The organism is Oscillibacter hominis, assembly GCF_014334055.1.
Lineage (GTDB): Bacteria > Bacillota > Clostridia > Oscillospirales > Oscillospiraceae > Oscillibacter > Oscillibacter hominis.
In genome coordinates this window covers 456,584-478,574 of sequence record NZ_CP060490.1, presented here as the reverse complement: position 1 = coordinate 478,574, position 21,991 = coordinate 456,584, and the positions used below count along the sequence as shown (strand labels likewise).

The 21,991-nt window shown below is 50.4% G+C and carries 21 protein-coding genes and 6 tRNA genes; 1 reads left to right on the top strand and 26 read right to left on the bottom strand.

What is annotated here, in order from left to right; genetic code table 11:
• Positions 1-17: 17 nt before the first annotated feature.
• From H8790_RS02495 to H8790_RS02470, 6 genes are all read right to left on the bottom strand, one after another.
• A tRNA-Lys gene (locus H8790_RS02495) sits at positions 18-93 on the bottom strand.
• 39 nt (positions 94-132) lie between these two features.
• Positions 133-207, bottom strand: a tRNA-Gln gene (locus H8790_RS02490).
• 52 nt (positions 208-259) lie between these two features.
• Positions 260-336 (bottom strand) — tRNA-His (locus H8790_RS02485).
• Positions 337-394: 58 nt separating this feature from the next.
• Positions 395-471, bottom strand: a tRNA-Arg gene (locus H8790_RS02480).
• 10 nt (positions 472-481) lie between these two features.
• Positions 482-556 (bottom strand) — tRNA-Gly (locus H8790_RS02475).
• 110 nt (positions 557-666) lie between these two features.
• Complete coding sequence (locus tag H8790_RS02470) at positions 667-1,011, bottom strand: Smr/MutS family protein (protein WP_187333451.1); 345 nt, start codon at positions 1,009-1,011, stop codon at positions 667-669.
• A 703-nt stretch (positions 1,012-1,714) separates the two neighbouring features.
• Between H8790_RS02470 and H8790_RS02465 the strand changes: the two genes are divergently transcribed.
• Positions 1,715-1,808 (top strand) — tRNA-Ser (locus H8790_RS02465).
• A 40-nt stretch (positions 1,809-1,848) separates the two neighbouring features.
• Here H8790_RS02465 and H8790_RS02460 read toward each other — a convergent pair.
• The 20 genes from H8790_RS02460 to H8790_RS02365 all read right to left on the bottom strand — a co-directional run bounded on the left by H8790_RS02460 (position 1,849) and on the right by H8790_RS02365 (position 21,985).
• Complete coding sequence (locus H8790_RS02460) at positions 1,849-3,135, bottom strand: tyrosine-type recombinase/integrase (protein WP_025543821.1); 1,287 nt, start codon at positions 3,133-3,135, stop codon at positions 1,849-1,851.
• 147 nt (positions 3,136-3,282) lie between these two features.
• Complete coding sequence (locus H8790_RS02455) at positions 3,283-3,525, bottom strand: helix-turn-helix domain-containing protein (RefSeq protein WP_006354177.1); 243 nt, start codon at positions 3,523-3,525, stop codon at positions 3,283-3,285.
• The gene (locus H8790_RS02450) at positions 3,518-3,895 is read right to left on the bottom strand and encodes a type II toxin-antitoxin system PemK/MazF family toxin (RefSeq protein WP_006354176.1); all 378 of its coding nucleotides are present in this window, start codon (positions 3,893-3,895) and stop codon (positions 3,518-3,520) included. Before H8790_RS02450 ends, H8790_RS02455 begins: the two co-directional genes overlap by 8 nt.
• A 580-nt stretch (positions 3,896-4,475) precedes the next feature.
• Positions 4,476-4,985 carry an RNA polymerase sigma factor gene (locus H8790_RS02445; protein ID WP_025543820.1) on the bottom strand — a complete coding sequence of 170 codons (510 nt, stop codon included), beginning with the start codon at positions 4,983-4,985 and terminating at the stop codon, positions 4,476-4,478.
• Between the two features lie 467 nt (positions 4,986-5,452).
• Positions 5,453-5,950, bottom strand: a complete 498-nt coding sequence (locus tag H8790_RS02440) for a helix-turn-helix domain-containing protein (protein ID WP_025543819.1) — start codon at positions 5,948-5,950, stop codon at positions 5,453-5,455.
• A gap of 215 nt (positions 5,951-6,165) precedes the next feature.
• Positions 6,166-6,873: a hypothetical protein gene (locus H8790_RS02435; protein ID WP_187333450.1), complete on the bottom strand. Its 708-nt coding sequence runs from the start codon at positions 6,871-6,873 to the stop codon at positions 6,166-6,168.
• Between the two features lie 13 nt (positions 6,874-6,886).
• A complete protein-coding gene (locus H8790_RS02430; protein ID WP_055180722.1) occupies positions 6,887-11,320 on the bottom strand; it encodes a suppressor of fused domain protein in 4,434 nt (1,477 codons plus the stop codon).
• Between the two features lie 41 nt (positions 11,321-11,361).
• Positions 11,362-11,931, bottom strand: a complete 570-nt coding sequence (locus tag H8790_RS02425) for a hypothetical protein (RefSeq protein WP_005928002.1) — start codon at positions 11,929-11,931, stop codon at positions 11,362-11,364.
• Between the two features lie 14 nt (positions 11,932-11,945).
• Entirely contained in the window at positions 11,946-12,905 is a 960-nt protein-coding gene (locus tag H8790_RS02420; protein ID WP_025543817.1) for an NTF2 fold immunity protein, read from the bottom strand.
• Positions 12,906-12,962: 57 nt separating this feature from the next.
• Positions 12,963-13,211 (bottom strand): hypothetical protein, encoded by a 249-nt coding sequence (locus H8790_RS02415; protein ID WP_006354168.1) that lies wholly within the window; start codon positions 13,209-13,211, stop codon positions 12,963-12,965.
• A gap of 102 nt (positions 13,212-13,313) precedes the next feature.
• On the bottom strand, positions 13,314-14,051 hold the full coding sequence (locus H8790_RS02410) for an SMI1/KNR4 family protein (protein WP_008394714.1): 738 nt from the start codon (positions 14,049-14,051) through the stop codon (positions 13,314-13,316).
• Between the two features lie 5 nt (positions 14,052-14,056).
• Positions 14,057-15,061: a hypothetical protein gene (locus H8790_RS02405; protein ID WP_055180721.1), complete on the bottom strand. Its 1,005-nt coding sequence runs from the start codon at positions 15,059-15,061 to the stop codon at positions 14,057-14,059.
• Positions 15,062-15,074: 13 nt separating this feature from the next.
• Positions 15,075-15,350 carry a hypothetical protein gene (locus H8790_RS02400; RefSeq protein WP_025543815.1) on the bottom strand — a complete coding sequence of 92 codons (276 nt, stop codon included), beginning with the start codon at positions 15,348-15,350 and terminating at the stop codon, positions 15,075-15,077.
• A 14-nt stretch (positions 15,351-15,364) separates the two neighbouring features.
• Entirely contained in the window at positions 15,365-16,066 is a 702-nt protein-coding gene (locus H8790_RS02395) for a hypothetical protein (protein ID WP_025543814.1), read from the bottom strand.
• Between the two features lie 46 nt (positions 16,067-16,112).
• The gene (locus H8790_RS02390; RefSeq protein WP_036627025.1) at positions 16,113-16,493 is read right to left on the bottom strand and encodes a hypothetical protein; all 381 of its coding nucleotides are present in this window, start codon (positions 16,491-16,493) and stop codon (positions 16,113-16,115) included.
• A gap of 6 nt (positions 16,494-16,499) precedes the next feature.
• Entirely contained in the window at positions 16,500-17,360 is an 861-nt protein-coding gene (locus tag H8790_RS02385) for an NADAR family protein (protein ID WP_025543812.1), read from the bottom strand.
• Between the two features lie 41 nt (positions 17,361-17,401).
• A complete protein-coding gene (locus H8790_RS02380; RefSeq protein WP_025543811.1) occupies positions 17,402-18,025 on the bottom strand; it encodes a hypothetical protein in 624 nt (207 codons plus the stop codon).
• A gap of 15 nt (positions 18,026-18,040) precedes the next feature.
• A complete protein-coding gene (locus H8790_RS02375) occupies positions 18,041-19,066 on the bottom strand; it encodes a hypothetical protein (RefSeq protein ID WP_025543810.1) in 1,026 nt (341 codons plus the stop codon).
• Between the two features lie 9 nt (positions 19,067-19,075).
• On the bottom strand, positions 19,076-21,508 hold the full coding sequence (locus H8790_RS02370) for a DUF6892 domain-containing protein (RefSeq protein ID WP_187333449.1): 2,433 nt from the start codon (positions 21,506-21,508) through the stop codon (positions 19,076-19,078).
• 21 nt (positions 21,509-21,529) lie between these two features.
• Entirely contained in the window at positions 21,530-21,985 is a 456-nt protein-coding gene (locus tag H8790_RS02365) for a hypothetical protein (RefSeq protein WP_087384885.1), read from the bottom strand.
• Positions 21,986-21,991 lie beyond the last annotated feature (6 nt).

Genomic DNA, 21,991 nt, shown 5'->3' with positions numbered 1-21,991 from the left:
CCTGAGGCCTTTTTCGATGGTGACCCAGCGGAGACTCGAACTCCGGACCCATTGCTTAAAAGGCAATTGCTCTGCCAACTGAGCTACTGGGTCATCTCTTATGCTTCTGTAAACGCTTCCTGAAAAAGGTATTGGCTGGGATGGCTGGATTCGAACCAGCGAGTGAGGGAGTCAAAGTCCCTTGCCTTACCACTTGGCTACACCCCAATATGAGGAGTGAGCAGGGGATCGGGATTTCTCCCGATCCCCATTCTCGGTCTGGGGTGGGTAAAGGGACTCGAACCCTCGACACCCGGAACCACAATCCGGTGCTCTAACCAACTGAGCTACACCCACCACATATACGGAATTTCACACGGGAAGCGGCTGATTGATCTATATTCCAGAGAGGAGTTGGTACGCCAGAAGGGATTCGAACCCCTGGCCTACTGCTTAGAAGGCAGTTGCTCTATCCAACTGAGCTACTGGCGCAAATGGAATTTGGAGCAGGTGACGAGAATCGAACTCGCATCCCCAGCTTGGAAGGCTGGTGCCCTGACCATTGTGCTACACCTGCATGCGCCCTCCGAAGAAATCGTCAGCTTTGTAAGAATACCACGAAACATCTATCCTGTCAAGGAGAAATCCGATTTTTTCAGGGGTAAATTGGGAAAATATCACGCCGCGCTACAGGACAATGAAGGTCACGCCGTTGTTGTAGCGGTCCAGGTCCCGGTCCTGCCGCAGTTCCGCGCAGCGGAGAAACGCTTCCCGCGTCACCGGGTCAAAAATGGAGAACGTTTCGCCGGGGATGTAGGCGCGGATTTCCCCTCTCCCATGCATCTCCTCCAGCCGCCGGCGGACCGCCGTGCGGATCTTTCCGCCGGTCCCGGAGGACCCATATCCGTGAATCACCTTCAAAACCGACGCATGGATGGTCCGGGCCGTCTGAATCTCCAGCGCCAGCTTACGAATGGCCTGATCCACATAGGGCATCCCAATCTCCAGATTGGTCTGGCGCATTGACGCCATACCGCCCACCTCCTCTTTGATTTTCTCCAAACTTCATCTGACCATAATGCCGTCTGTGATTCACCTGCGTTTCTATGGGCAGGCAGGGTCCGCATCATCAGAAATTCAACTTGCCAGAAGGGAAAAAATGTGGCATAATACTTAAGTCAGTTCTGCTCAGAGGTGCATGATTTATTGTAACAGCTCTTCTATCCTTTTTCCAGTTTTTTTGCACTCCCTTCTTGAGCAGGCAAAAATCCATGCAGCGGTATCGAAGTGGTCATAACGGGGCTGACTCGAAATCATGTTTCCACTTTGGAAGTCCAAACTGCCGAAAAGCCAGTAACCATGCGGGTTTGCGGGCAAGTTCAAATTGTGAATTGGGGTCTGTTCTATCCTGTTGTTCTTCCCAATTTCCACGGCTTGAATTTTGCGGGAAAATGGCTATAATGAGAGCAGCCATCTGACAGCCACTTTGAGAGGTATGTTTTGGGGTTCCGTAGTTACCGCTATCGTCCCTGATTTACCGTCATCATCCAAGTTGGTGTAATGATTCGAAATCAGGTTTCCTATGCGGAGTGCCAAACGGCTGAAACCCTTGGAACCATGCGGGTTCCAGCCGAGTTCAAATTGAATAATGTTGCTTGTTCTATCCTGTTGTTCTTCCCGATTTCCACCGGCTGAATTGGTCGGCGGGTCGGGACCAGGGATATAACATAAATTTGGAGATGTACCCAAGCGGTTGAAGGGTCCGCACTCGAAATGCGGTAGGTCGGCTCAAAACCGGCGCGAGAGTTCGAATCTCTCCATCTCCGCCATGAGGTCTGCCAGCGAAAAGCTGGTAGACCTCTTTCCTTTTTATGGAGAAACCGCCGATAGGTTTTGCAGCATGGGCGCCACAATGTCCTGCTCAATGGCTGCGGCGGATTGTTTTTTCGTGGCATATTGCAGATGCCCGTAAATATCCACCGTTGTTGAAATCTCACTGTGTCCCAGCCATTCTTTTACCTGTTCCATCGGAACACCGTTGGCCAGCAAAAGCGAGGCACAGGTATGGCGAAGATCGTGGAAACGAATGTGCCGTAAATTGTTCTTGGCAAGCAACTTCCCAAAGGTCGAGGACACATAGTTGGGTTTAATGAGATTGCCAATCACATCGACACAGACATATCCCAGATATTCTTTGTTGTAGGCGCGCCCGCACAGCTTGCGATTTTCTTCCTGCTGTTTCTTGGCCTCCAGCAACCGTTCTTTCAAAAAAGGAATCAATGGATAAGTCCGCAGACTGGATTTGTTCTTTGCCTTGTCCTTCTTAATCGTGACCCGCTCTCCCTTTACATTGCAGGTTGTTACCGTATGCCGAATGGAGAAGCAGTTATGGTTGAAGTCAAAGGCACTCCATTTCAAACCGATAACCTCACTGCGGCGCAGGCCGTAAAAAGCAGTCAGTAGAACTACCAGCTCGATCTTATGCCCCTTGATAACTTCAAACAGATTCAGGACTTCCGAATCCAGGTAGTAGTCACCCTTGAAGGGTTCAGGCTTGGAAATGATAATCCGGTCAGCCGGATTGCTTGGAATCAGATTTTTGTCAACCGCATAATTCAACGCCCCATGAATCAGAGCGTGGTAATGTTTAACGGTGGTCGGCTTGACCCGTTCCAATTCTTTCTCATAAAAAGCGAGAATATCTTGTTTGGTAAGGTCACAAAGGGCGACAGGATGCTCTCGGAAATACGGGGCGATGGGGTTGTTAAGCTGTTGTTCGTATCCCGAATAGGTCGAGAGTTCAATGGGCTTGCTGTCCATCACCCGTCCGGTAGCAGACTTGTACTTGTACTCAAGCCACTGGTACAGGAAATCCACAAAGGAAATCGCTGCGGATGACGGGCCAGACGGAGAAGCCGACTGCTGTGAGGCCGTAGCCTCCTGAAGCAGCTTTTCCGTCCATTCTTTTCGGATGGTGGGAAGCATATTGTTTGCCCAGGTCTTATTGCCCTTGACTTTCTTATGGGTGGGAATCCATTTGGGCTTTCTCTTACCGTTCTCATCGGTAAGGTTTAGAACCCAATAGAGATACCCTTTTTTCTCGGCCACATGGCCGGAGATTAGTTTGCTGTTTTCTTGCAGGTGTACCGCTGGCATACTGATCTGTTCCTCCTTTTGCGGTATTGAGTTCACCTACCAATGACACCTTTATTGTATCATCGGACAGAACAAAACTCCAGGTAAATCCGCGTCAGAATTGTTAACTTTCTGCGTCTATCCGGTGAAGATCGACACCATAGCCTGCTACTCCGCAAAAGTGGAGCAGGTGATTTTCAAATAACGAAGAATGTGGGCTTTGGGGATGCGGTAAGCCCGTCCAATTTTAAGGTACTCAATTTTCCCATCTTTAAGTAACTTGTACCCGGTTTTTGTACTGACGCCAAGCGCCTCACACATTTGACCAATGTCCATCACATCCGGGTAGTCTTTTAACATCAATCGGTAGGCATCTCTGGGAGAGAGTAGGCCGCCGTCATTTTCATACATTGTGAGTCCTCCTTTCGTTGGGGTATCCTATGCCGATGCTGATTGCCAGGGCTGCATCTACCTCCAGCATTTTTTCTTTACTGATACGCCCAATGTAACCACGGAGCCGCTTCCGGTCTATTGTCCGCAGTTGTTCCAACAGAAGCAGAGAGGTAGGCGCAAGCCCCGGCACATTCTCAAGTAGGATATGGGTAGGCAGACTGTTCTTCGCTTTTCTGCTGGTGATGGCTGCTGCAACAACGGTAGGACTAAAGTGATTCCCCACATCATTTTGGATAACAAGGACAGGGCGGATGCCGCCTTGCTCGGAGCCGACCACCGGGTTCAGGTCTGCATAGAACAGATCGCCACGCCGGATAGCCTTTCGCATAAACTGACCTCCTGAATATTAAGTAAGCCGGAAAACGGGGCAGGCCATAAGACCTGCCCCATTTCCGGCGAAATACAAAATCCGATTTGTTTTCTTGTTATGTGCCATTTGTCCTTGACACCCCGCACATATTGGGAAGTCATCAGTGACCGGCAGCGAACCGGCCCACGGGAATCTCACCCCTCCGAGGATCTCTCCGAGCTGCCCCCATTGCGTGATCCTGCAACCAGATGGTTTCCAAATGTTATGGACTACTCTGATCTTAAGCAGGGCTGTGGCTGGACAGGAGTACCATTATGCCCCTTTCCGGTCATGGCCGCGCCGGGTGCTGCCCGGTTTTTACAGGCTGCCGTTACTCGCTCATACAGGACAGGATTGTATGCAAGACCAATTATGATAATCAGGTGGGATCTGCTCATCATGTCCGTATATCATGGCGCGGCCCCTGAATCGGCTTTAGCTCTTCGAGCTGGAAAGGGGGGATGTTACTGATGAATGAGTATGCGGTTGTCAAGGTACAGGTGAAAGAAGAACACTCGAAAGAATGCCTTTCACCTATCGTCCTGAAACCGCAGGGGTGTCAACCCTGTGCCGCAAAATATTTTTTAAGTTTGGCAATCGCCAGGTTTATGGACTTGGCAACGGCTTGATGGCTTGTCCCTTCCATGCGACCGATCTGCCGGGTAGAGAGTCCCTGAAAAACATGAAGCCGGAATCGCCGTTTCTGAACCTCGGTCAAAGCGCCCACTGTAAAAAGCTGCTCCAGGGCTTTCCAGGCATACTTGCGGTTCTGTATGTCAACAACTCGTTCTTCCCATTCTTCATCCAGAGCGCGAGTGGCACAATGCTCCGTTTCCTCCAAACCGTGGATCGAAACATCCTTGCGGGTCTGGGCGCTCTCTGCCCGATCCTGCTCATAGTAAATTTGATCGGACAGGGCTTTCAGCTCTGCAAAGTCATGTTCCGTTTTGTCAGGATTCTCCTTCAGATAATCCTCCAGTGTGATTTCTATGATTTCGTTATGAAAGCGATAAACGATATTTGGGCTGTTTTTGTTTATCGCATAGTCGCTTTTGCGATAATTTTGCACCTCTGTTACCTCCGATTTGTTTTTTGTGGAAAACAAATCGGAAGTGGTGGTGCTCGACACCAGTGACCAAGTAGTCGAGAACAAATCAAAAAGCGGCCGAATCTGTAACTCAGTACAAATTCGACCGCTCCAAGTCGTTTATTAAAAAGTCCGCAGAAAAAGCATCTTTTGGCAGGTGGAGGCTTTTCGCTTTTAGAACAATACTCCCGGCCACCATACTTCCATATAAAGATGATTTTCTTTGTCTTGTAAGCCGTGTGTCGTGGTGCGTAAAGACAGCGGAACAGCATAATGCGCTTCTTGAGGTATTGCATAGTGCATCAGACTCCTGTCCATACAAACGGACGGCACACCGGCAGCATCACTCCCTTTCTTAATTCAAATATATGTATTTCTACCGACAGGTCAATGCTGCCGAGCCGAAATAAACCTATTCAGTTTAAGATCAACTCTGCATTGTCCGGTCATCAGCGATTATTCTTTTTTATGCGGATAAAGTCAGTAATCAGAAGTATCAAACCGATTATTCCAATCGCAACTATTACATAGCTTTCATGTAAAATTCCATGAAAGCCAAGAAAGCCACTAAATCCGGTTAAATGGACACCGTTTCCGGTCATTCCCGAAATAGGAAAACGAACAGAAAGTCGCCATAATACAAATATAATCAGCGCCGATATTCCAAACAAACTTCCTCCAAGCCACGTTCTCCATGACATTCGCTTGTTTCCTTTCAATGCAGATTCTTGTGGTGGGGTCGGCTCGGTAATATTGTCCTTTAACAAATAGTCAGTAGATACCTTAAAACATTCACTTAATGAGACGATTTTTTCCAGTTCAGGGGATGCCAAGCCGTTCTCCCATTTTGTGATGGCCTGCCTTGATACTCCTATTTTTTCTGCGAGTTTCTCCTGGGACAGTCCCATCTTTTTTCGTTCCCTTTGAATCTTTTCGGGTAACTTCATAGTGAACCTCCTCACTTTCATTCTATTTTTTCTGTGGTAGCCACTCTACCACCCCACCTATGTCAATTCGGCAACCAGTGGTAGCAATAAAAAAATTATGAAATATTGCAGAAAAGCTCACCGAAACGGTGAGCTTTTCTGCGATAATCAATATTGTGGGTAGCTGCCTATTTTGGTTCTTCCCACAGATGCCCACACATTTTCATAGAGAGAATCTATCCTTCGTTTTTCCCAATCGCATCCGCTAATTGACCACTGACGGCATCTATGTAGAGATATACCCCGTCCCGATCACAGTGGTACAGGTTAGAGTAGCTTGTGCTCTCATTCGGGCTGATGGGGTTGGGCTCTACCACTTCAGTGGCCTCCAACAGACCGACTCCTGACTTTGCAGCAGCAGAAAGTGCTTTTTTCAGCACAGCAATCTGTCCATTGCTCCAAAGCCCCTCCAGATCTTCAAGGACTTTTGGGTCCTGCTCCATGTCTTTGAGAAGTTGTATAACTTGATCTGGAGACAGATATACACCGGAGCAATAGTTTTCGATGATTCGGTTCTGCATGGGGTTTGGAAAGGAAACAGGAGTGATTTGTTCCCATGAGGTGAAGTACCGCGCATATTCTGGCTTTTGTTCCACCAGGAACGAAAAGGCACTACCTCTGGTGTAATAATAATCTCGGAAAAAACCTTGGATTACTGCAATATAGAAGCCGTGGCTTTTGTCAAACAGCTCGTTAGATTCCGTTTCAGTCCCAACGCGCAAGGTATTCAGATATTTTTCGGCATAGAAATCCTCCATTCCATGCTGCGCGGCAAGGGCCAGCACTTTTTCCTCCTGTCCCTGCTGTATCCAGGTTAAGGGAGTAAAATACCATTCCCGCATTTCCTCTGGTGAAATCGGGTGAAAACTCACATCGTATCCCACAAAAATCCTCCTTTCAATCCCACCAGAAGTACCAAACAGTGGACTGCCGCAGCACATCGGCCAGAGCGCCCACGGTGGCGTCCTCCGGCCCCTGGTCAATCACATCGGGACAGAAGCCATACAGTTCCACTGCTGCATCCATAGCCTTCTCCTCGGGAACGGGAGCCGGGAGCAGGAACTCCAACTCGTCGTGGCTCATGGCAGCGGGCACCGCCCCATGCTGTTCAAACCAGTATTTCGCAACTGCCATTAACTCTGGCGTGTTAGGACATTCATTCCAGCCACCAAAGGGCAGATAGGCAAAAATCTCCCAAGGATTCTTCACGGGGATTTTAGCCAGAATGAGAGGATAGGTCATATTATTATCGGAATTCCAGTAGCTTGAAAAACGACGGTTATCATATCCGCCCTCCATCTCGCCCAGGATCTCCTCATCCCAGTCCATATCGTCATCCTCGGCTTCTTCCTTGCGCTGCCCAATCATTTCCTCCAGGACTGCCTTACTGTTCTCGACAGGGGCGGAGAGCATTTTCTTCCGGTATTCGGCAACTTTGTCCGGGTCGAAAGCAAAGTCGTCCTCGCCATCGCTGTCCGGGTCAGAATTCATAATCAGGCATTCCCACAGGATTTCGTCATCCGCCTTAATCAGAACCGGCACAAAGCCCTCTTTGACACTTTCCCGTTTGGCATAGTTATATGCCGACATGATGGGGTCATCATCCGTCATTGAGGGGAAATAGGTACATTCACAGTCCAGATATTCCATCATGGCTTCCGCAAGGTCTGAAGGCTCCAGAGTGGCCTCATCGAAACTCTGTCCCTGCCAGTTGGCGAACCGCTTTTCCATGACTTTTGCCATAGCCTGATAATAGTTTTCATCAAATGGGATGAACAGATAGGCTTCATCCTGGAACTTATCGGAATAATATTGCTCTGAACCGAAATACTCCAAAGCATAGTTATCAATGTCACTGGGGAAGTACGGGCTATCCGCCTCGCCGTAGTAATATCCAGCAAAGGCTGCGCCCTCCTTGTTGAACAGCGCCCCAAAGAGCTGTCCTTTCAGCTGGTCCCGGATAAAGCCACGCAGATCGGCGCGGCTCAGATCTGCCATAAACGGCTGCACCTGCTCCCAGTACCGCTCCATAAATTCCGCGCTCATCAGATCATGCTCTATGCACCAGCGCAGATAGATTGCCATGTGGTTGTAGGCATTGATCTCATTCACCGGCAAGCCCTTTTCCTGAATGGATTCCAGGTGCCATGCGGCATCGTCCATATCGCCGGTGAATTCTTCCTCTGCAAGCGTTCCTCTGGTGATGGCATTCTGGCGGGTGGGATTAACCACAAAACTGATGCCTGCCATTTTTTTAAGCAGAGCGTCCGCATCATGCTCCATCTTATACTCCATCTCATTCCGATAGAGCGGGATCACCTGATAGAAGTTGACCTCCTCGCCGCTCGGCAAAGTGCAGACTTCACCTCCGTTCCAGACAACATCCTGCGGACCTACCAGAAGTGCGGCGCAGAGTTCCGTATCCTCTGCAAACGGCGATTGCTTATCCATTGTGTGGCCAAAGCCCAGCCAGGTATCGTTGGAAATAGGCAGGCGTGCCAACACTTTCAAGAGACCAATCGGCCAGTACCACCGCTCATCCTTCAGGGATTCCTCATCCAGTTTCCAATCCGGTGGCAGAGCGATAGCCAGCTCTGCTCGCTCCAGCTTGTATTCCGCCAGTTCCTCCGGCACATTCATCCGGTGAGCACCCATGCCCATCGTTACCAGTGTGTAATAGTCCCGCTCATCAGAGGGAGGAACAACGCAGATGTCCACATGGATGTCAGGGGAAACCAGCTCATGGAACACATTCTCAAACTCACCAAAGGTGTTTTTGATGTGCTGCTCTATCGCAGACATCTCATCCTCCGAATAAACCTCCGGCTCGCTGTTTTTTCTTGAGGACCAGAAGGCATCCGCCTTCGTGCCGTCCGGGTTCAGGAAAATCTGAAAATACTGATCGTCTCCCGGCTGTTGATAGACAAGACCAATGCGGCGGGTCTGGTCCACAAACACACCTGTTAGAATGCCCTCTGGTTCTCCTTCAGGGGTGTGGGTTAGCCATTCACCGCTGTCCAGCCGTTCCTTGAGCTGCCGCAGCCAGTCGGTTCCCATCTTGGAGAGTCCAGCTTCGTTCATACGGAAGGAAAGCTCCACAAGATGTTCCTTCACCGGGTATTGGAATTCACAGCAGGGGGAATTTTTCTTATAGCTATACCGCTCTGGGTGGAACAGTTCATAAAATTCGGCAAGTCCCGCTTCGTCCACCCGAATGCAGGCTATGGCGCATTGTTTATCATCCGCATTCTCGTCCAGTCCCCGCTGGAGCGTTTGGTCAGCATCGGGATTGATCCAATGATATTCCATCTGTTCCAGGGTGGCTCCGGCTTTGATCTCTTTTTTTAAGGTCAGGAACTCATAATCTCCCGGTTCCAGTTTTAATCCTTGCTTGACGGCATCCAGCGCACCGGATTTATCGCCAAAATGCGCCCGTAGCTTGCCCAGATGGAGCCAGATCCAGGGGTAGTCCGGCTCCTCCAGAGCGCCCCGCTCCGCATATTCCAGTGCTTCTTCCAGCCTGCCGCAATACATCAACGCCACAGAATACCGGTAGTACCAGGTAGCGCAGCCCGTGGCGTTTTTCTCCGAATCCTTCATCCATTCCGCAGCGCGGTAGTAGTGGATGTAATCGTCCAGGTTAAGGCAGGCAAAGGCATACCAGAGGGCAATCTGTAAATCCTGGTGAGCCTGTTTTTCGCTGAATCGTCCTTCTTCTACGCCGCTTTTGATAAAATTCTCCAGCCAGTCGAGCATTTTCCCAAAGTAAGCGGCAGTTCCTTCGTCAAAGGACTCCAGTATTTCAATATCCTCTGTCGAGAGCAGGGAGCCAGTTTCCTCATGAATATCAGGCTCCGGTTCTTTCTCGTCCAGTAGCGGCACACCGCCCACATCCCGCCGAAATGCGTGGAAGTGAGCATAGGGCAGGTCGCTTCCCTCAAAGAATGCCTGTGCCGCTGTTAGTACAGCGGGCAGATCCCAGGCGATAAAATCCAGATACCCACAATACAGACCAGTGGCCCCACCCAGGAAGGTCACGGCTTCCTCTCCTGCATCCCGTAGGATGGCATCCCGCAGGTTATCCCGGAAATCCAGAATAGCTTTCACTCGTTCCTCACCGGTAAAACCGGACAGCGGGTACAGGAGGAATCCAGCGGCAATGCCATCCTTGTGGTACTCATCCACCATATCACTGCGGGCAGTCAGGTAGTCGTTGATGAGCACCGGCAGGCGGCAGCTTCCAGTATAAACATCCAGCCGCCAGTCAGCCTCCGGGTCCTCCACCGGTTCCAGTTCATAGGCAAGATAACTGTTTTCCAAGTAGTCGCTGCCATCCCGCCAGAGAGAAAGCCCCATGCTTTGCAGCAACTCCGGCAGTTCGGAAAGCAGCTTGGCCGGTTCGTCTTTCGGTTGAGCATAAACATCAAACCCAGCAACAAAGGCGATAGCGGAAACTTCTCCGATGGTTTGATCCACCAGCATAGAGAGTGCCCACCAGACCTTGTCTGTGTCCTCTTTCAAGATCGGGGTCAGCTTTTCACAGTAAAGGACCAGACTTACCTGATGATCCTCTGTTTCCTCTGCCCACATCTGCACATCCTCAGCCCGAACTTCAATCTCTCCAGCTCGCAGCTCGAACCCCTCACAGGGCTGGCGGCCTACCCAGATATTCCAATGCTCAAGCACCGATTCTGGGGCCTGCTTCTGGAAGTACACCAACGGGAACAGGCGGGAGCGAAGCCCCTCTGGACTGAGGATCAATTCATGCTTTTCGCCATTGAAGCCCAGCTCGAAGGAAGTATCACGCAGGGCCGTCTTGAGTGCATTCCCGCATTTTTCAACCAGTTCTTCGCCGCGCTGGTGTGTTTCGTCCGTATCTATGATTTGACGCAGTTCTGCCTCAATCTGAGAAAAGGCTGCCCATGCTTCCTGCGTCCTTTCACGGAAGTTCTTTTCAAAGCGGGGCAGGGACAAACGACGGCGGCAATCGTTTATGTACTCCTGAGTATCTTTGTCTCCGGGGCGGGCTTTCAGGGCCTTTTCAAAGTAACGCAGGGCGGGGCCTTCCTCATCCAGACAGTAATAGGCCAAAGCGATTCGATAATTCCAGCAGTGATCTTCGGCAAAATACTCCTCATGGGGAGCCAGAAGTTCCAGCGCCTTTTCAAAAGGCTCCCGTTCTCCTATATGTGCAACGGCAATATATGCCTTGGCCAATTCGCTGTCCAGTTCCGGGGTGCGCTCCTCGGCAGGAATCGCTTCCAGGGTGTCGATTACCTTCTGCGCTTCATCCTGTTCAAACCATTGCTGGCATTGTTTCAATAAATCCATATCATGATCTCCTTTTCCATCTTCGGTAGGGATAGGTTTCACTAATAAGCAGAGCTTGTAATTTCAAAGCTAAAATTCATATCTGCATTTATGGTGGCTTCTTCATTTGTGGCTGGTTGTATCACAAACTCAAATGTAGGTTCATAGTCCCCGTCCTGCAAGGTTTCTCCACCCAAAATCTCGATATGATACCAGCCATTTGCAAGCTCAATCATCGGCTTCTTATGCACTCTATAGTAAGAAATCAGATCTTTCACCTTTTCAGGCGTAAACTGTTCCAATATTGGCCATGTAAAAAGCATCAGCATATTATGATCTACTTTGAGGGAATAGCCACTTTTTCTAAGCTGCAATCGGTTTCTTTCTTTGCACAGCTCCGGTCTATCACCAGAGAGATTGAACAATATGGTATAGGGATAGTTTTCAATACCGGTCATTGGGATTACAATTCCTTCGGCAAATATCCTGTCGCCGCTTTCGTTTGTGGTAAACTCCATCGCTAAATCATCTGAAAGATGATTTGCCTGCTTCCAGTCCTCCAGCAACAAAATGTCACCAAGGAGAAAATAATTAACAAGATCGTTTAATACTTCCGTAAACCTATATATCATCCATTATGCCTCCCTTACAATCCTGTCCGTTGCCAGCCGTCCAGCCGCTCCTGCACCGCGTCAATCATCCAACCCTCGCCCACGCGCTTCATGAGAAAGCGGCGGTCAAAGCTGGTATTTTTCTCTCTGGTGTAGATGTAGAGCTTGTTCTTAGTGATCTGTTCCGCGTCAAGGAATTCTTCCCCGTTGTAGGTGCCCTGGGCGCTGTATGAGAGGGCCAGAGGCCGGTAGCCCAGACGGGGCTTTTCGCTCACATACTTCTCCCAGATCGCCAGCAGGCGGGGCACAGCCTCGGCATCTTCAAACCCAACCTGCTCCATGTACTGCTCCCATTCTGTCATTTCGGCAAAGAAAGCGGACAACACATTGCGGCATTCCGACGCTGCCTGCTCATCCAGCTGGACGGGCTTTTTGGCCTTTTCCCGCTGGAGCTGGGAGAAGTGTTCCATCTGCTCCTTGGTAAATTGCACATGGGCCACCGGATGGATGTAGTTGTTGCCGGCGACAGCCAGTAGTCCATCATAAGTAACAGCAGTGTGGTCGATCCAGATGTGGGAGAGTTTGGGGATGGAGGCTGCTCGAAGCAGACCGGCATCCTCCAGCCTGGTGTGGTCAAGGGCCAGTAGATCCAGCTTACAGCTTTGCAGGGCGGACAAGCCGCTTCCGTCGATCCCGGCATTCCCGGTCAGCAGCAGATAGCGCAGCTTGGGCATGGCGGAAAAAAAGGGGAAACAGGCGTCGGTGAGGGCGCCGTTCTCCACGCCGAAGTTGACCATACTTTTATGCCCGGCAAAGGGGGCAAGCAGTTCATCCGTCACCGGATACCCTTTCACATGGAAGCCCACCAGGGTGTAACCGGCCAACCGCTCCATGATCTCTGCGGTCAGCTTCGGGACTTCAAATTGTTTCTCTCTATCTAAGGCCAGGACACCATTTTCCCAATCCGCTGTCCGCGCCCGTTTTGGCCATTCCATAGCTTTCCTCCTTACTCCTGTGCTCAATCTGCTAACATTTCATGGGGAAATCTCTTTTCAAATATCCCAGTCTATGAAATCTTCACGGTTCAATACAAAGTGCTGATACAGGCACTTCAAATTTTCCTGTTCATCCCGTGAGAGCTTCGCCCCGTTTTCATACTGTAAAGTGTCGGCATACAGGATAAAGCCATCCACTTTTCCTGATGAAGCCCGAAACTCACCGTTTCCAATAATAGCAACATCGCCACATACAAATGTAACCGAAGAAGAAGTGGTATGGATTTTCATAATTGCTTTGATCATGACTTCCTCCAAAAATCACATCATTGTGTACTTTGCTCATTTGGATTGTCTTTAGCGGGCTCCAATGCCGATGAATCGCACCTGCACAACGCAGCTTCGACCTTACAGATTGCGGATATATGCTTGATCTTCCAGAAACTTTTCCAACGAAATCTGCTGCTTTTCGTACATCAATCCCCAGCGGTCAAGAGAGTTTTCCAGCGGGGCGGTTCCGGTATCAAGACCGGAATAGATCAAGAGCGGCAGTTCTTTCAGCCTGTCTTTTGTCTGCTGAAAGCTGCTGTCGCCAAAATGCTGTTTTAGAAACACCAGAGCCTTTTTGGTGTCGGAAATCCCGGTTACAATCAGGCGGATGTAGTGATAGGGATATGCTGTTTCATATTCCTGCGTTTTGGGTACATCCAAAACGCTTTCGAGAAAATCTTCCAAACAATCAAAGGCAGGCTGAAAGTCCCAAGTTCCGGCGCCATGTTCTGCCCAGAACACGGCTGTATCGTTCCGTCGCAGGTCCAGGCAGTATGGATCACCAGCATCAGACGCAATCACCACAAGATGCTCGTCCCAATCTTTAATTACCTTTTGTTCCACAGGATTATAGGCGTATCCCTCCTGGCCCTTCACAAGGGTATCCAGTCCCCACAGTTCCAGGGCCTCATAGGTATCATTGCTCCACACGGTTCGCAGTCCACAGCAGCGCTCCAACAGCATCCAATAGTCTGCCGGAAGTTCCCAGCGTCTGCGGATCTGGCTCTTATACTGCTTGGACATGGCTTGCTCCATCGCAGGTATATCAATTTGTCTTAATAGCTCGTCCAATAATTGCTCCAATCGGCTTTTCATCAATATCACCTCTCATTTTCGGGTGATACTATTCTCCACCCGGATGTCTGCACCCGGATAACAGGACGGAAAAAGTCATAGTCATTGTGAATCTCATTATCCTCCCGAACCTCCGGTTTACAGTGAGGGGAACAGGGTAAATATCCAAGCAAAGGACCCATGCCACCGCAGACATTGCAGCCGCCGTCGCCGCCGCAGGTGGTCAATGTTTTCCCGTCTACCAACTCCCGCTTATAGGGGTCGTAGGCGATAGACAGGCCAAAGAAGTTGGGCTGCTCCATGTCGTATGGCTTACCCTGATCTTCCCCGTTTTCAAAGTGGTGCAGTTTCATCTTGTGGTCCAGTCCATCCCCCCAGGGAAACAGGGTGCGGCATCCGCCCCCGCACAGATAGGCCCACTCATCCGGCGTGGGAAGGCTGGCTGCCAGCTCCCACAACAGGGACCGCTGAAATTCCGGGTAGGTCATTGGATGGCACAGCCACGCTCGCCAGCTATCACCATTGCGTTCAAAGCGGACAGTTTCGTGTATTTCAAAGCTCTGGCTGTTCTGGCCCGCCCACTTCTGCAAGTTCTCCAGCCAGTCGGGGTGGGCGGTGATGCGTGGATCGTTCATGGGTACGCTTTCCCAGCCAATTTCCTCCAGTTTTCTGCCCACGAACATGGGGGCGATGGTCACCTGGCGTACTGGGGTCATGCCCTGCCTGAGAAATTCCTCCGCAGAGCCCTCATATTCGATTTCCGCAAAAATATCCGCCAGTTCCTCTTGGTTGGCCTTGTCCATTCCTTGGACAAAGCTCTCCCAGCCAAGAATCACGGTATCGCCCGGGACAAAGACAAACTCCCGGCCACCTTTTTCAAATAGGCCGGTGGTGCAGCTTTGTCCCCAGCGGGAAAAGGCGTATAGTTCCTTGAATGTCAAATGATAACGAGTCGCCAGCGTCTGCATCAGCCAGAGCTTATCGGACAGTTTCAATGTATCAAATTGTGGTCGAAATAAATTCTCGTTCATAACAAGACCTCTTTCAATTTGCTCCGGCAGACTGTGATTCCTTTTCCACAAGGCGAACCGCCTCCGTCAACAGCTTGGGAAGCTGATTCCTTTCTGCTGTTTCATACTGCTGGACTGGATGCGTCCAATCAAAATTTTGAATGATAGAAATGATGTATCTGTCCTGATACCAGCCCATATCCAGCAGAAAGCAGTTCGGATATTCTACTTGCAGCATATCTTCTTTTTGCGTGATATCCAAAAAGATAATCTCTCCAGTGCCAAAATCCATCTTTGACCAGACTTGCACGGCAAAATTCCTCCTCACGATTCTCCGAAATGCTCCAGGTACAACTTCCGCACGGAATAGGGACCAACAAGGGTCGTTTCCTTTCGGCCATCCCAAGAATACACATGAATTTCGCCTTCATCCCCAATGTACCGCTGTTCCTCAAAGGGTGCGGGAAAGGGGAAGCTTTCTACAATGCTCCAATCAATCTTGGGCTTCAGCCCATCAAACTCCTCGCGCTTGAGCCTTTTGAAATTGAACACCAAGGCCGCTCCAATTCCATCGAAAAGCAAATCTGCGTATTCTCTGGGGGTAATATTCTCGCTCACATTGGCAGCTTTGATGTCCACATTCAGAACCTTGTCGCCGCAGTTTGTCCATATTTTATTGGGAGAGAACCAGGTAGTCCGATCTTTGCCGCCTGCAAAGTCCTCGCGGAAATAGCTTCTGTTGGCGCTGTCCATCTCGACCCCTTCCCGAAGCAAGCCGTTGTATGAGGAAAGCGGAAAATATCGGTGTTTTGCCGGGTCAAACTGGTCAAACGAAATGTCCAACAGATACCCATGCTTCTCACTACGCATAAGCTTGTGTGGCTTCACAATGTTTTCTTCGATGAAACTCCAAATGTACTCGTCCACATGAATAGATACACGAGGGCGACTGAATAATGTGATTTTGTAGTGATCCTCTCTGTCCATTCTCTCCGTATTGAACCAAATACGATGAATTTTAACCATAGTTATCCCCTCGCGTGATTTCTGCCAACGACACTTCTGTTTCCGCCTAAAAAAGTAGTTCACCGAAAAACAGCCTGAGAGTTACGGCAGATAATGATTCAAGCTGTGGCTTGCTGAGAGGAGTGTAGTGAAGGACGATTTCTCCATACAACTCCGTGTTGATGTGGTGTTCTTCCAGATACCGCAGAACCTTTCGGTTGTTCCGCACGATATTTAGACGAAACCTGGTATTATCAAGGGCATATTCAAAACAGTCCGGGTCAATCAACTGACCATTGGCTGGATCATTCATTTCCAAGCGGAGTGCTTCCGCGCCGGTCTTGCGGGAGAGTGTAAAGTAACCATCCTCCAGTTCAAAGAACAGGCAGGACAGCCCTTCCTCATTGTCCAGCTCCCAAGTCATTCTTTTTGCAAATAATTCCATCATTTTACCTCAGACTGCGTTCCAGTCGCACAACATTTCATTCTGCGTGACCCGGCGCAGTTCGTCCCGTACCTCCATTAGAGCAAAACCCAGCAGGTTTTGCCCCCGCCACTTCATCGGGTCCTGCGCCTCCAGGGAGTTGGCTGAAAGCCGAATGCCCCAGATGTTATCGTAGGGACTGGCCTCCGCCAGCACACTATCTCCGGTGGAGAGGAGAAATTCCCGCAGGTTGCGGTTCTGGCTGAATTTGCACCAGTTGCCATTCAATACAATGGCGTATTTGAACTTGTCCCATACCTTCTGGTCAAACCTCCGCACCTTGCGGCCCAGGGCCTTGATCTGTTTCGGGTCGCTGCATTTCAAAATTTGCTCCCGAATCTCCTGATCGCTGAACAGTTCCGCCTTGCCTGCCATCATATACTGCTCCATACAAAGATAGGTATTGGCAACGGACCAGAAATCCTCCATCCACCACTGGCTGAGACAGCTTTTTGTCAGCTGGCCGTCCTCGGCAGGCTGATGGCCCCAGAACAGACACAGTTCCCGCTTTCTCCCCATGGAAAATTCCTGCTGGAGCCACTGGCGAGTGTACTTAGGGCTTCCTTCCGGCTGCCACGCATTCACCCAGAAGTCCCCATGTTCCAGCACTTCGCTGCTATCTTCGTCATCCCACCAGCCCTTCCAGGTTACCGGCTCGGGAAAGAGGGTGCGGTATTCTGTCTGCTCATCCGGGGAGAGGGTGTCCAGCCAATCGCCAAATCGGTATATGTAATCCTCCCCATAGCCCATGCGCCAGCCAATAGAGTATCTCTCGATCTCCCGGTGGGCCAGCCAAGGGGGAGGCATTATTTTCTTTTCCTGTAATGCCATATCATTTTCCCTCGTCTCACAGCAATTAAGTTCTTGTTTTCCTACCATATAATCAAACTTCCGTCTGTTGGTAAGATTGGAACTCCGTTTTCATTTTCCAGATTCGTTTCATGCGATGCAAATCTTCCACTCCAGCCAAGCACGATATGACCATCCTTGTAAATATCAATGATCCGGCTGAAAAATAGAGGGAACTGAGGAAACCTTTCAAGGAAGTATTGTTCAACCAGCAAATATTGCACCATTCGGCACAACTGAAGATCTATACTGTCAGGAAAGCCATAATCACGAAGGAATCTTTTTTCCACCGAGTTTAGATCGAGGCCATTTGCCTTCAATGCTCTTTTTTCATAAGTGCGCCAACTGGCCTCCACACATGGCATGAATTCATTCTGGTAAAACTTCCACCCAGCCGTTTGCAGAATAAAGGTATCTGCACGACAAATGCCTTCTTTGAACAAATTCGTAAGGCAGACGGTTCCTGAGTAGTTCTTTGTATGCAGCAGTAGTTTTTCTGCTCGTTTTGGGTCCTTTTCCTGAAGATATGGGTAATACGATGGTTTATCATACGGAACTCCACAACAGGAAAACCAGGGTATTTCATCGAAAGAACAAAGGGTTTCATTCATTCCTTCCGTAAATACAATCTTTTTCTTGAAAAGCATACTCAGCCCTCATAACTACTCCAAGGTCATTTCACAAAGAACCAGCTTGTCTTTCTCATCGCTGAGAAATGCCCGATTTCCCCATACATCCAGCACATGGAAGGAAGCGTATCCACGGGGCATGGCAAGGTCGATCAGCACCAAATCCGAAAGGCGCAGCACCTTTTGTTTACCCTTCCAGTCATCATTCTTAAAAATGGGAGATAGGATCAGGCAAGTCCTGTCACCGGAGAATTTTCCGCGCATCCCGTGTTTTCCGGGCAGGCGGCTTAAATTATCTTTGCCCCACAGTTTCTTTTTGAATAGTCCGTTTTCCTCCAGTTCCAGATACCAATAGTAGCCCATGAGAGAAAGACCCGCCGGATTGATGGTGCTGCTTTCCAAAAAGGCATAAAACTGTCCGTTCTGTTCCAGTATGGAGCCAATCATAGGATAGTTGTAGTGAAAGTCTGCCTGGGCAAAATTGCCGCCAGCTCGCTCTACCGCCGCCAAATGGGTCTGTCGGGTTCCTGCTTTGCTGTATACGCAAGAGCCGCTTTCTGCCCAGTGTGCAGTCATGGTTTCAAAGTCTACCGTCAGGCTGGTAAAACTGTTGGTCGCATCAGCGGAGTTGTCCACTCGGCACACAATAGGGAAAACGCCCTGGCTTCCGGTGACTGCCACCGGCTTGGGAATACCCTGGGCACACCAGTTATCCATGGGGATCGGAATCCACTCTCCATCCATCTGCGGCATCCACCAAAGGGATTTACTGGCCGGGCAAACCAACAGTATTCCTCTGTCGCATGAGAGCAAGACAGGATCTTCCCAAACATCTTGCTGCTCTTTCGGCTCCGGGCTGGGAATCCACCTGGAAACTTCGCCTTTGACCCACAAAACGCCGCTGCACTTTTGCACGAGATGATAGGTCCAAAACACAATTTCATCCTCGCTGCGGGCTACCATACCTTTGCATCCAGTCGGGCTGTATTTGAAGGAAGTTCCCGTCAGTTCAAATTCCTCGAACTCCCAGTTCTTTATCACTTTTAGTTTCGCTTTCATGCTTTCACCTCACAGCAAGTCTACCTTGATACCGCACCGTTCCAGAACGGGCAGCACCTGTTCCGGCTTGGAGGACATGAGGGTAATATGTTTGAGATTGGGGAACTGGCGCAGTTCCGCCTCCGTAATGGTATTAAGATCAAAGGCTCCATCCTCGCCATCCCAGAACGGACAGAGCTGGGTATAAATCTCGCTGCCGCCATCCATCTCGATTTCTGTGACCTCCGGGGCCAACCGCTCCGGGACAGGGTATTTCTCCAGCCACTTCCGAATCTCTGGGATGGGTTCATACCCTTCCGCGTCAATGTCGATCTTGCGTCGGCTATACTCTCTGGCAAACTCATGGGCATCCAGTTTAGGAGCCAGTAAGCCTTTCTCGTACATCAGGACTTCCATGACCGCCAGCTTGAAGTTGAAGCTGGTAAAGGTGAGCACTGGTTCAGTCGGCTTGGATAACTTGTATTTCTGCGCTTTCGCTGCCTTTTGCTCTGGCTCTTTCCAGCTGATCTGCACCATGGCGGAGAGGGCCTCCAGCTTTGCTTTCTGCGCTGACTGCTCCTCTGAAACAGGACCCGGCAAGCGGGTATAAACGGTAAAGCCGCCTAATTTGAGGGTATGGGCAAATCCGGCGAAATCCTTCCAACTGGCCTCCCGGTAGTCCTTGGACCCGATCCAAACCGTTCCGTCAAATGTCTGCCGAACCGCATACTCTCCCTGTGCCGCTACCCGGACACCAAGGGTTTTGATGGTCTGCTCATCTTCATCTAACCAGCCCTGGAGTCCAAGCTCGTCCCACAAAGCAAGTGCCTGGGTATAGGGACTCTCTCGGCCTGTAATGGGGCTTTTCCGTGTTCCATTTTGCAGGACAATGCGGGCAGGCCCCAATTTTTCCGCCAGCTGCGACAGGGTAAACGGCGGCGTAAATACCGCCCCCAGGATGGTCAGGCTGTCTTTTTTGAGAATGATTTTTTGCTCTGTGGCCTTGGGCGGTAGGAAGATGGGCAAATTCGGGTACACTTCTTTGTACTCTCGCCATTCCAGCTTTTTGGGCTTGTTTGCCGTCCGCAGGAAGCCCCAGAAGTCGATGGGATAACGAAATACCGGCCCAACCCTATCCCGCCGGGTGACGATGACCACCGTGCCATCGGTGAGTATTCCAATGTGCTGCATGTTCTCCCCGCCGAACATTCCCGGACGGATACGCAGCACTTCACGGGTGTTCCTATTGATGAGCTGGGCAAAGTCATCGGAGAGGATCTCGCCGTTTCCCTGCACCAGCAGCCAGTCCCCGGTAAACCAGCGAAGTTTCAGCCCCTCGCCCATTCCAGGCAGGGGGGCAATTCGGCACCGCCCGGTGTCCATATCCAGTTCCAGCAGGCATTCTTCCATCCGCCCCTTGCCACTGACTGCGTGGATCATGGTAATGCGGCCTGTGCCGGGAACGGGAACGGCCTTGGAGAGATGGTCGTATCCATCCAGTGAGAAGGTGTGTTTTGTTACCTTGCCGTTTTCCCAGCGGTAAATCTGCCCCTTGTACCACTCGTTGGAAAAGTAGACCCGGCCCAGACCGTCTGTCGTAATGCCGCAATGGTATTTGGTGCTCCATCCATCTTCCGGCAGAGTCCAGTTTTTCACATCCTGACAGGTGCCCCGGTCTGTCAGTTCAATCCGTGTAGCGTTGGTGGGATCACCCACCCAGAGGGAATGGTCAGCCCAGCACAGGGTCTGGGGTGGACCGTCATATCCAATGGGGGACGGTTCGGCCCAGTTAAGCGTGGCTGGATTCTTGCTCAATAATGCTCGGCCAATAGTCCCGCTGCCAGCGGCCCTGGACGCGGCATAGAGTCCATTTTCTGCGGAATAAGTGAGGCACCCAAGGTGCGGCAAGCTGTGGGCGCGGGTCACCTGGGGCGGACGCTGGCGCAGATCGGCCACACAGCCGTTTTTCCATTCTTCTGCATCCTGGTTTTTCCATTCGCCCGCCGCAAAATCACCCGCCAGGGAGTTGAAGAAATAATCGTACTCATCCTGAAGTATGTATTCCTCGCAGGGCATTAGCTTTCCAGGGTCCTGCTCCTTGGCATGGTCGCCCCATTTTCGTCCTTGCTGTTTCATCAGGTGACAATATTGCCCCTGCTTTTTGCAGTAGCGTTCCCATTCGCTGCGTTCTTCCTCTGGGATCAAGGCAAACAGATACTCGTCCTCATCGTCCAGGTTATACAGTGCCCAGCCGAAGGCAGACAGCTCCTGCCCCAACGCCGCCGCCCCTTTTTCATGGGATAGTTTCATATATTGAACGCCAACGGCATCAAAGCGTTCATCCAGCAGCGCCGGGACCTGTGCGCCCCATTTCCCTCGAAGTTCCGCCAGAGTGTCCTGTACGGCTCCGTCAAATTTCAAAATGTCCAATGCGTCTGCGATTTGTTCTGCAAAGTTCAACACCAACTGCCCCCCTTATTCCGTTTATTCTTCTATTTCTTCCGCTTCCGACAAGCCATATACATCCGTTGGCGTATCCCCTGAAAACTCAACCATAAGTCCAAATGGCTCCCCCACAGGAAGGGTACAAATCTCAAAGTGCAGGCCCCATTCTGTCTCATCATAAAACAGAAATTGCGGCTGCTCGGCGGGAATCTCCGTTTCAGGGAATGGAGCGCGCTGCAATCCAAACTTCTCAGGGCTTTTACCAATCTGCGCCTGAATCTCATGCTCCGCTTTTGAAAGATACTCCCGCCAGTTTTGAAGCACAGAACGGATAAAATCCAGGTTTGCCGACTGAAGTTCAGATGTGTTCAAAATAATGGAAAACAGGATCTCTGTGTCTGCGATTCTTCCAGTCCAGCAGTGGATGGTCCCTGGTCCTTTCTGAAAGGTCAGTGCTCCCAATCCCAAATCGGAATGTTCAAAAAACTGTTCCATATCATT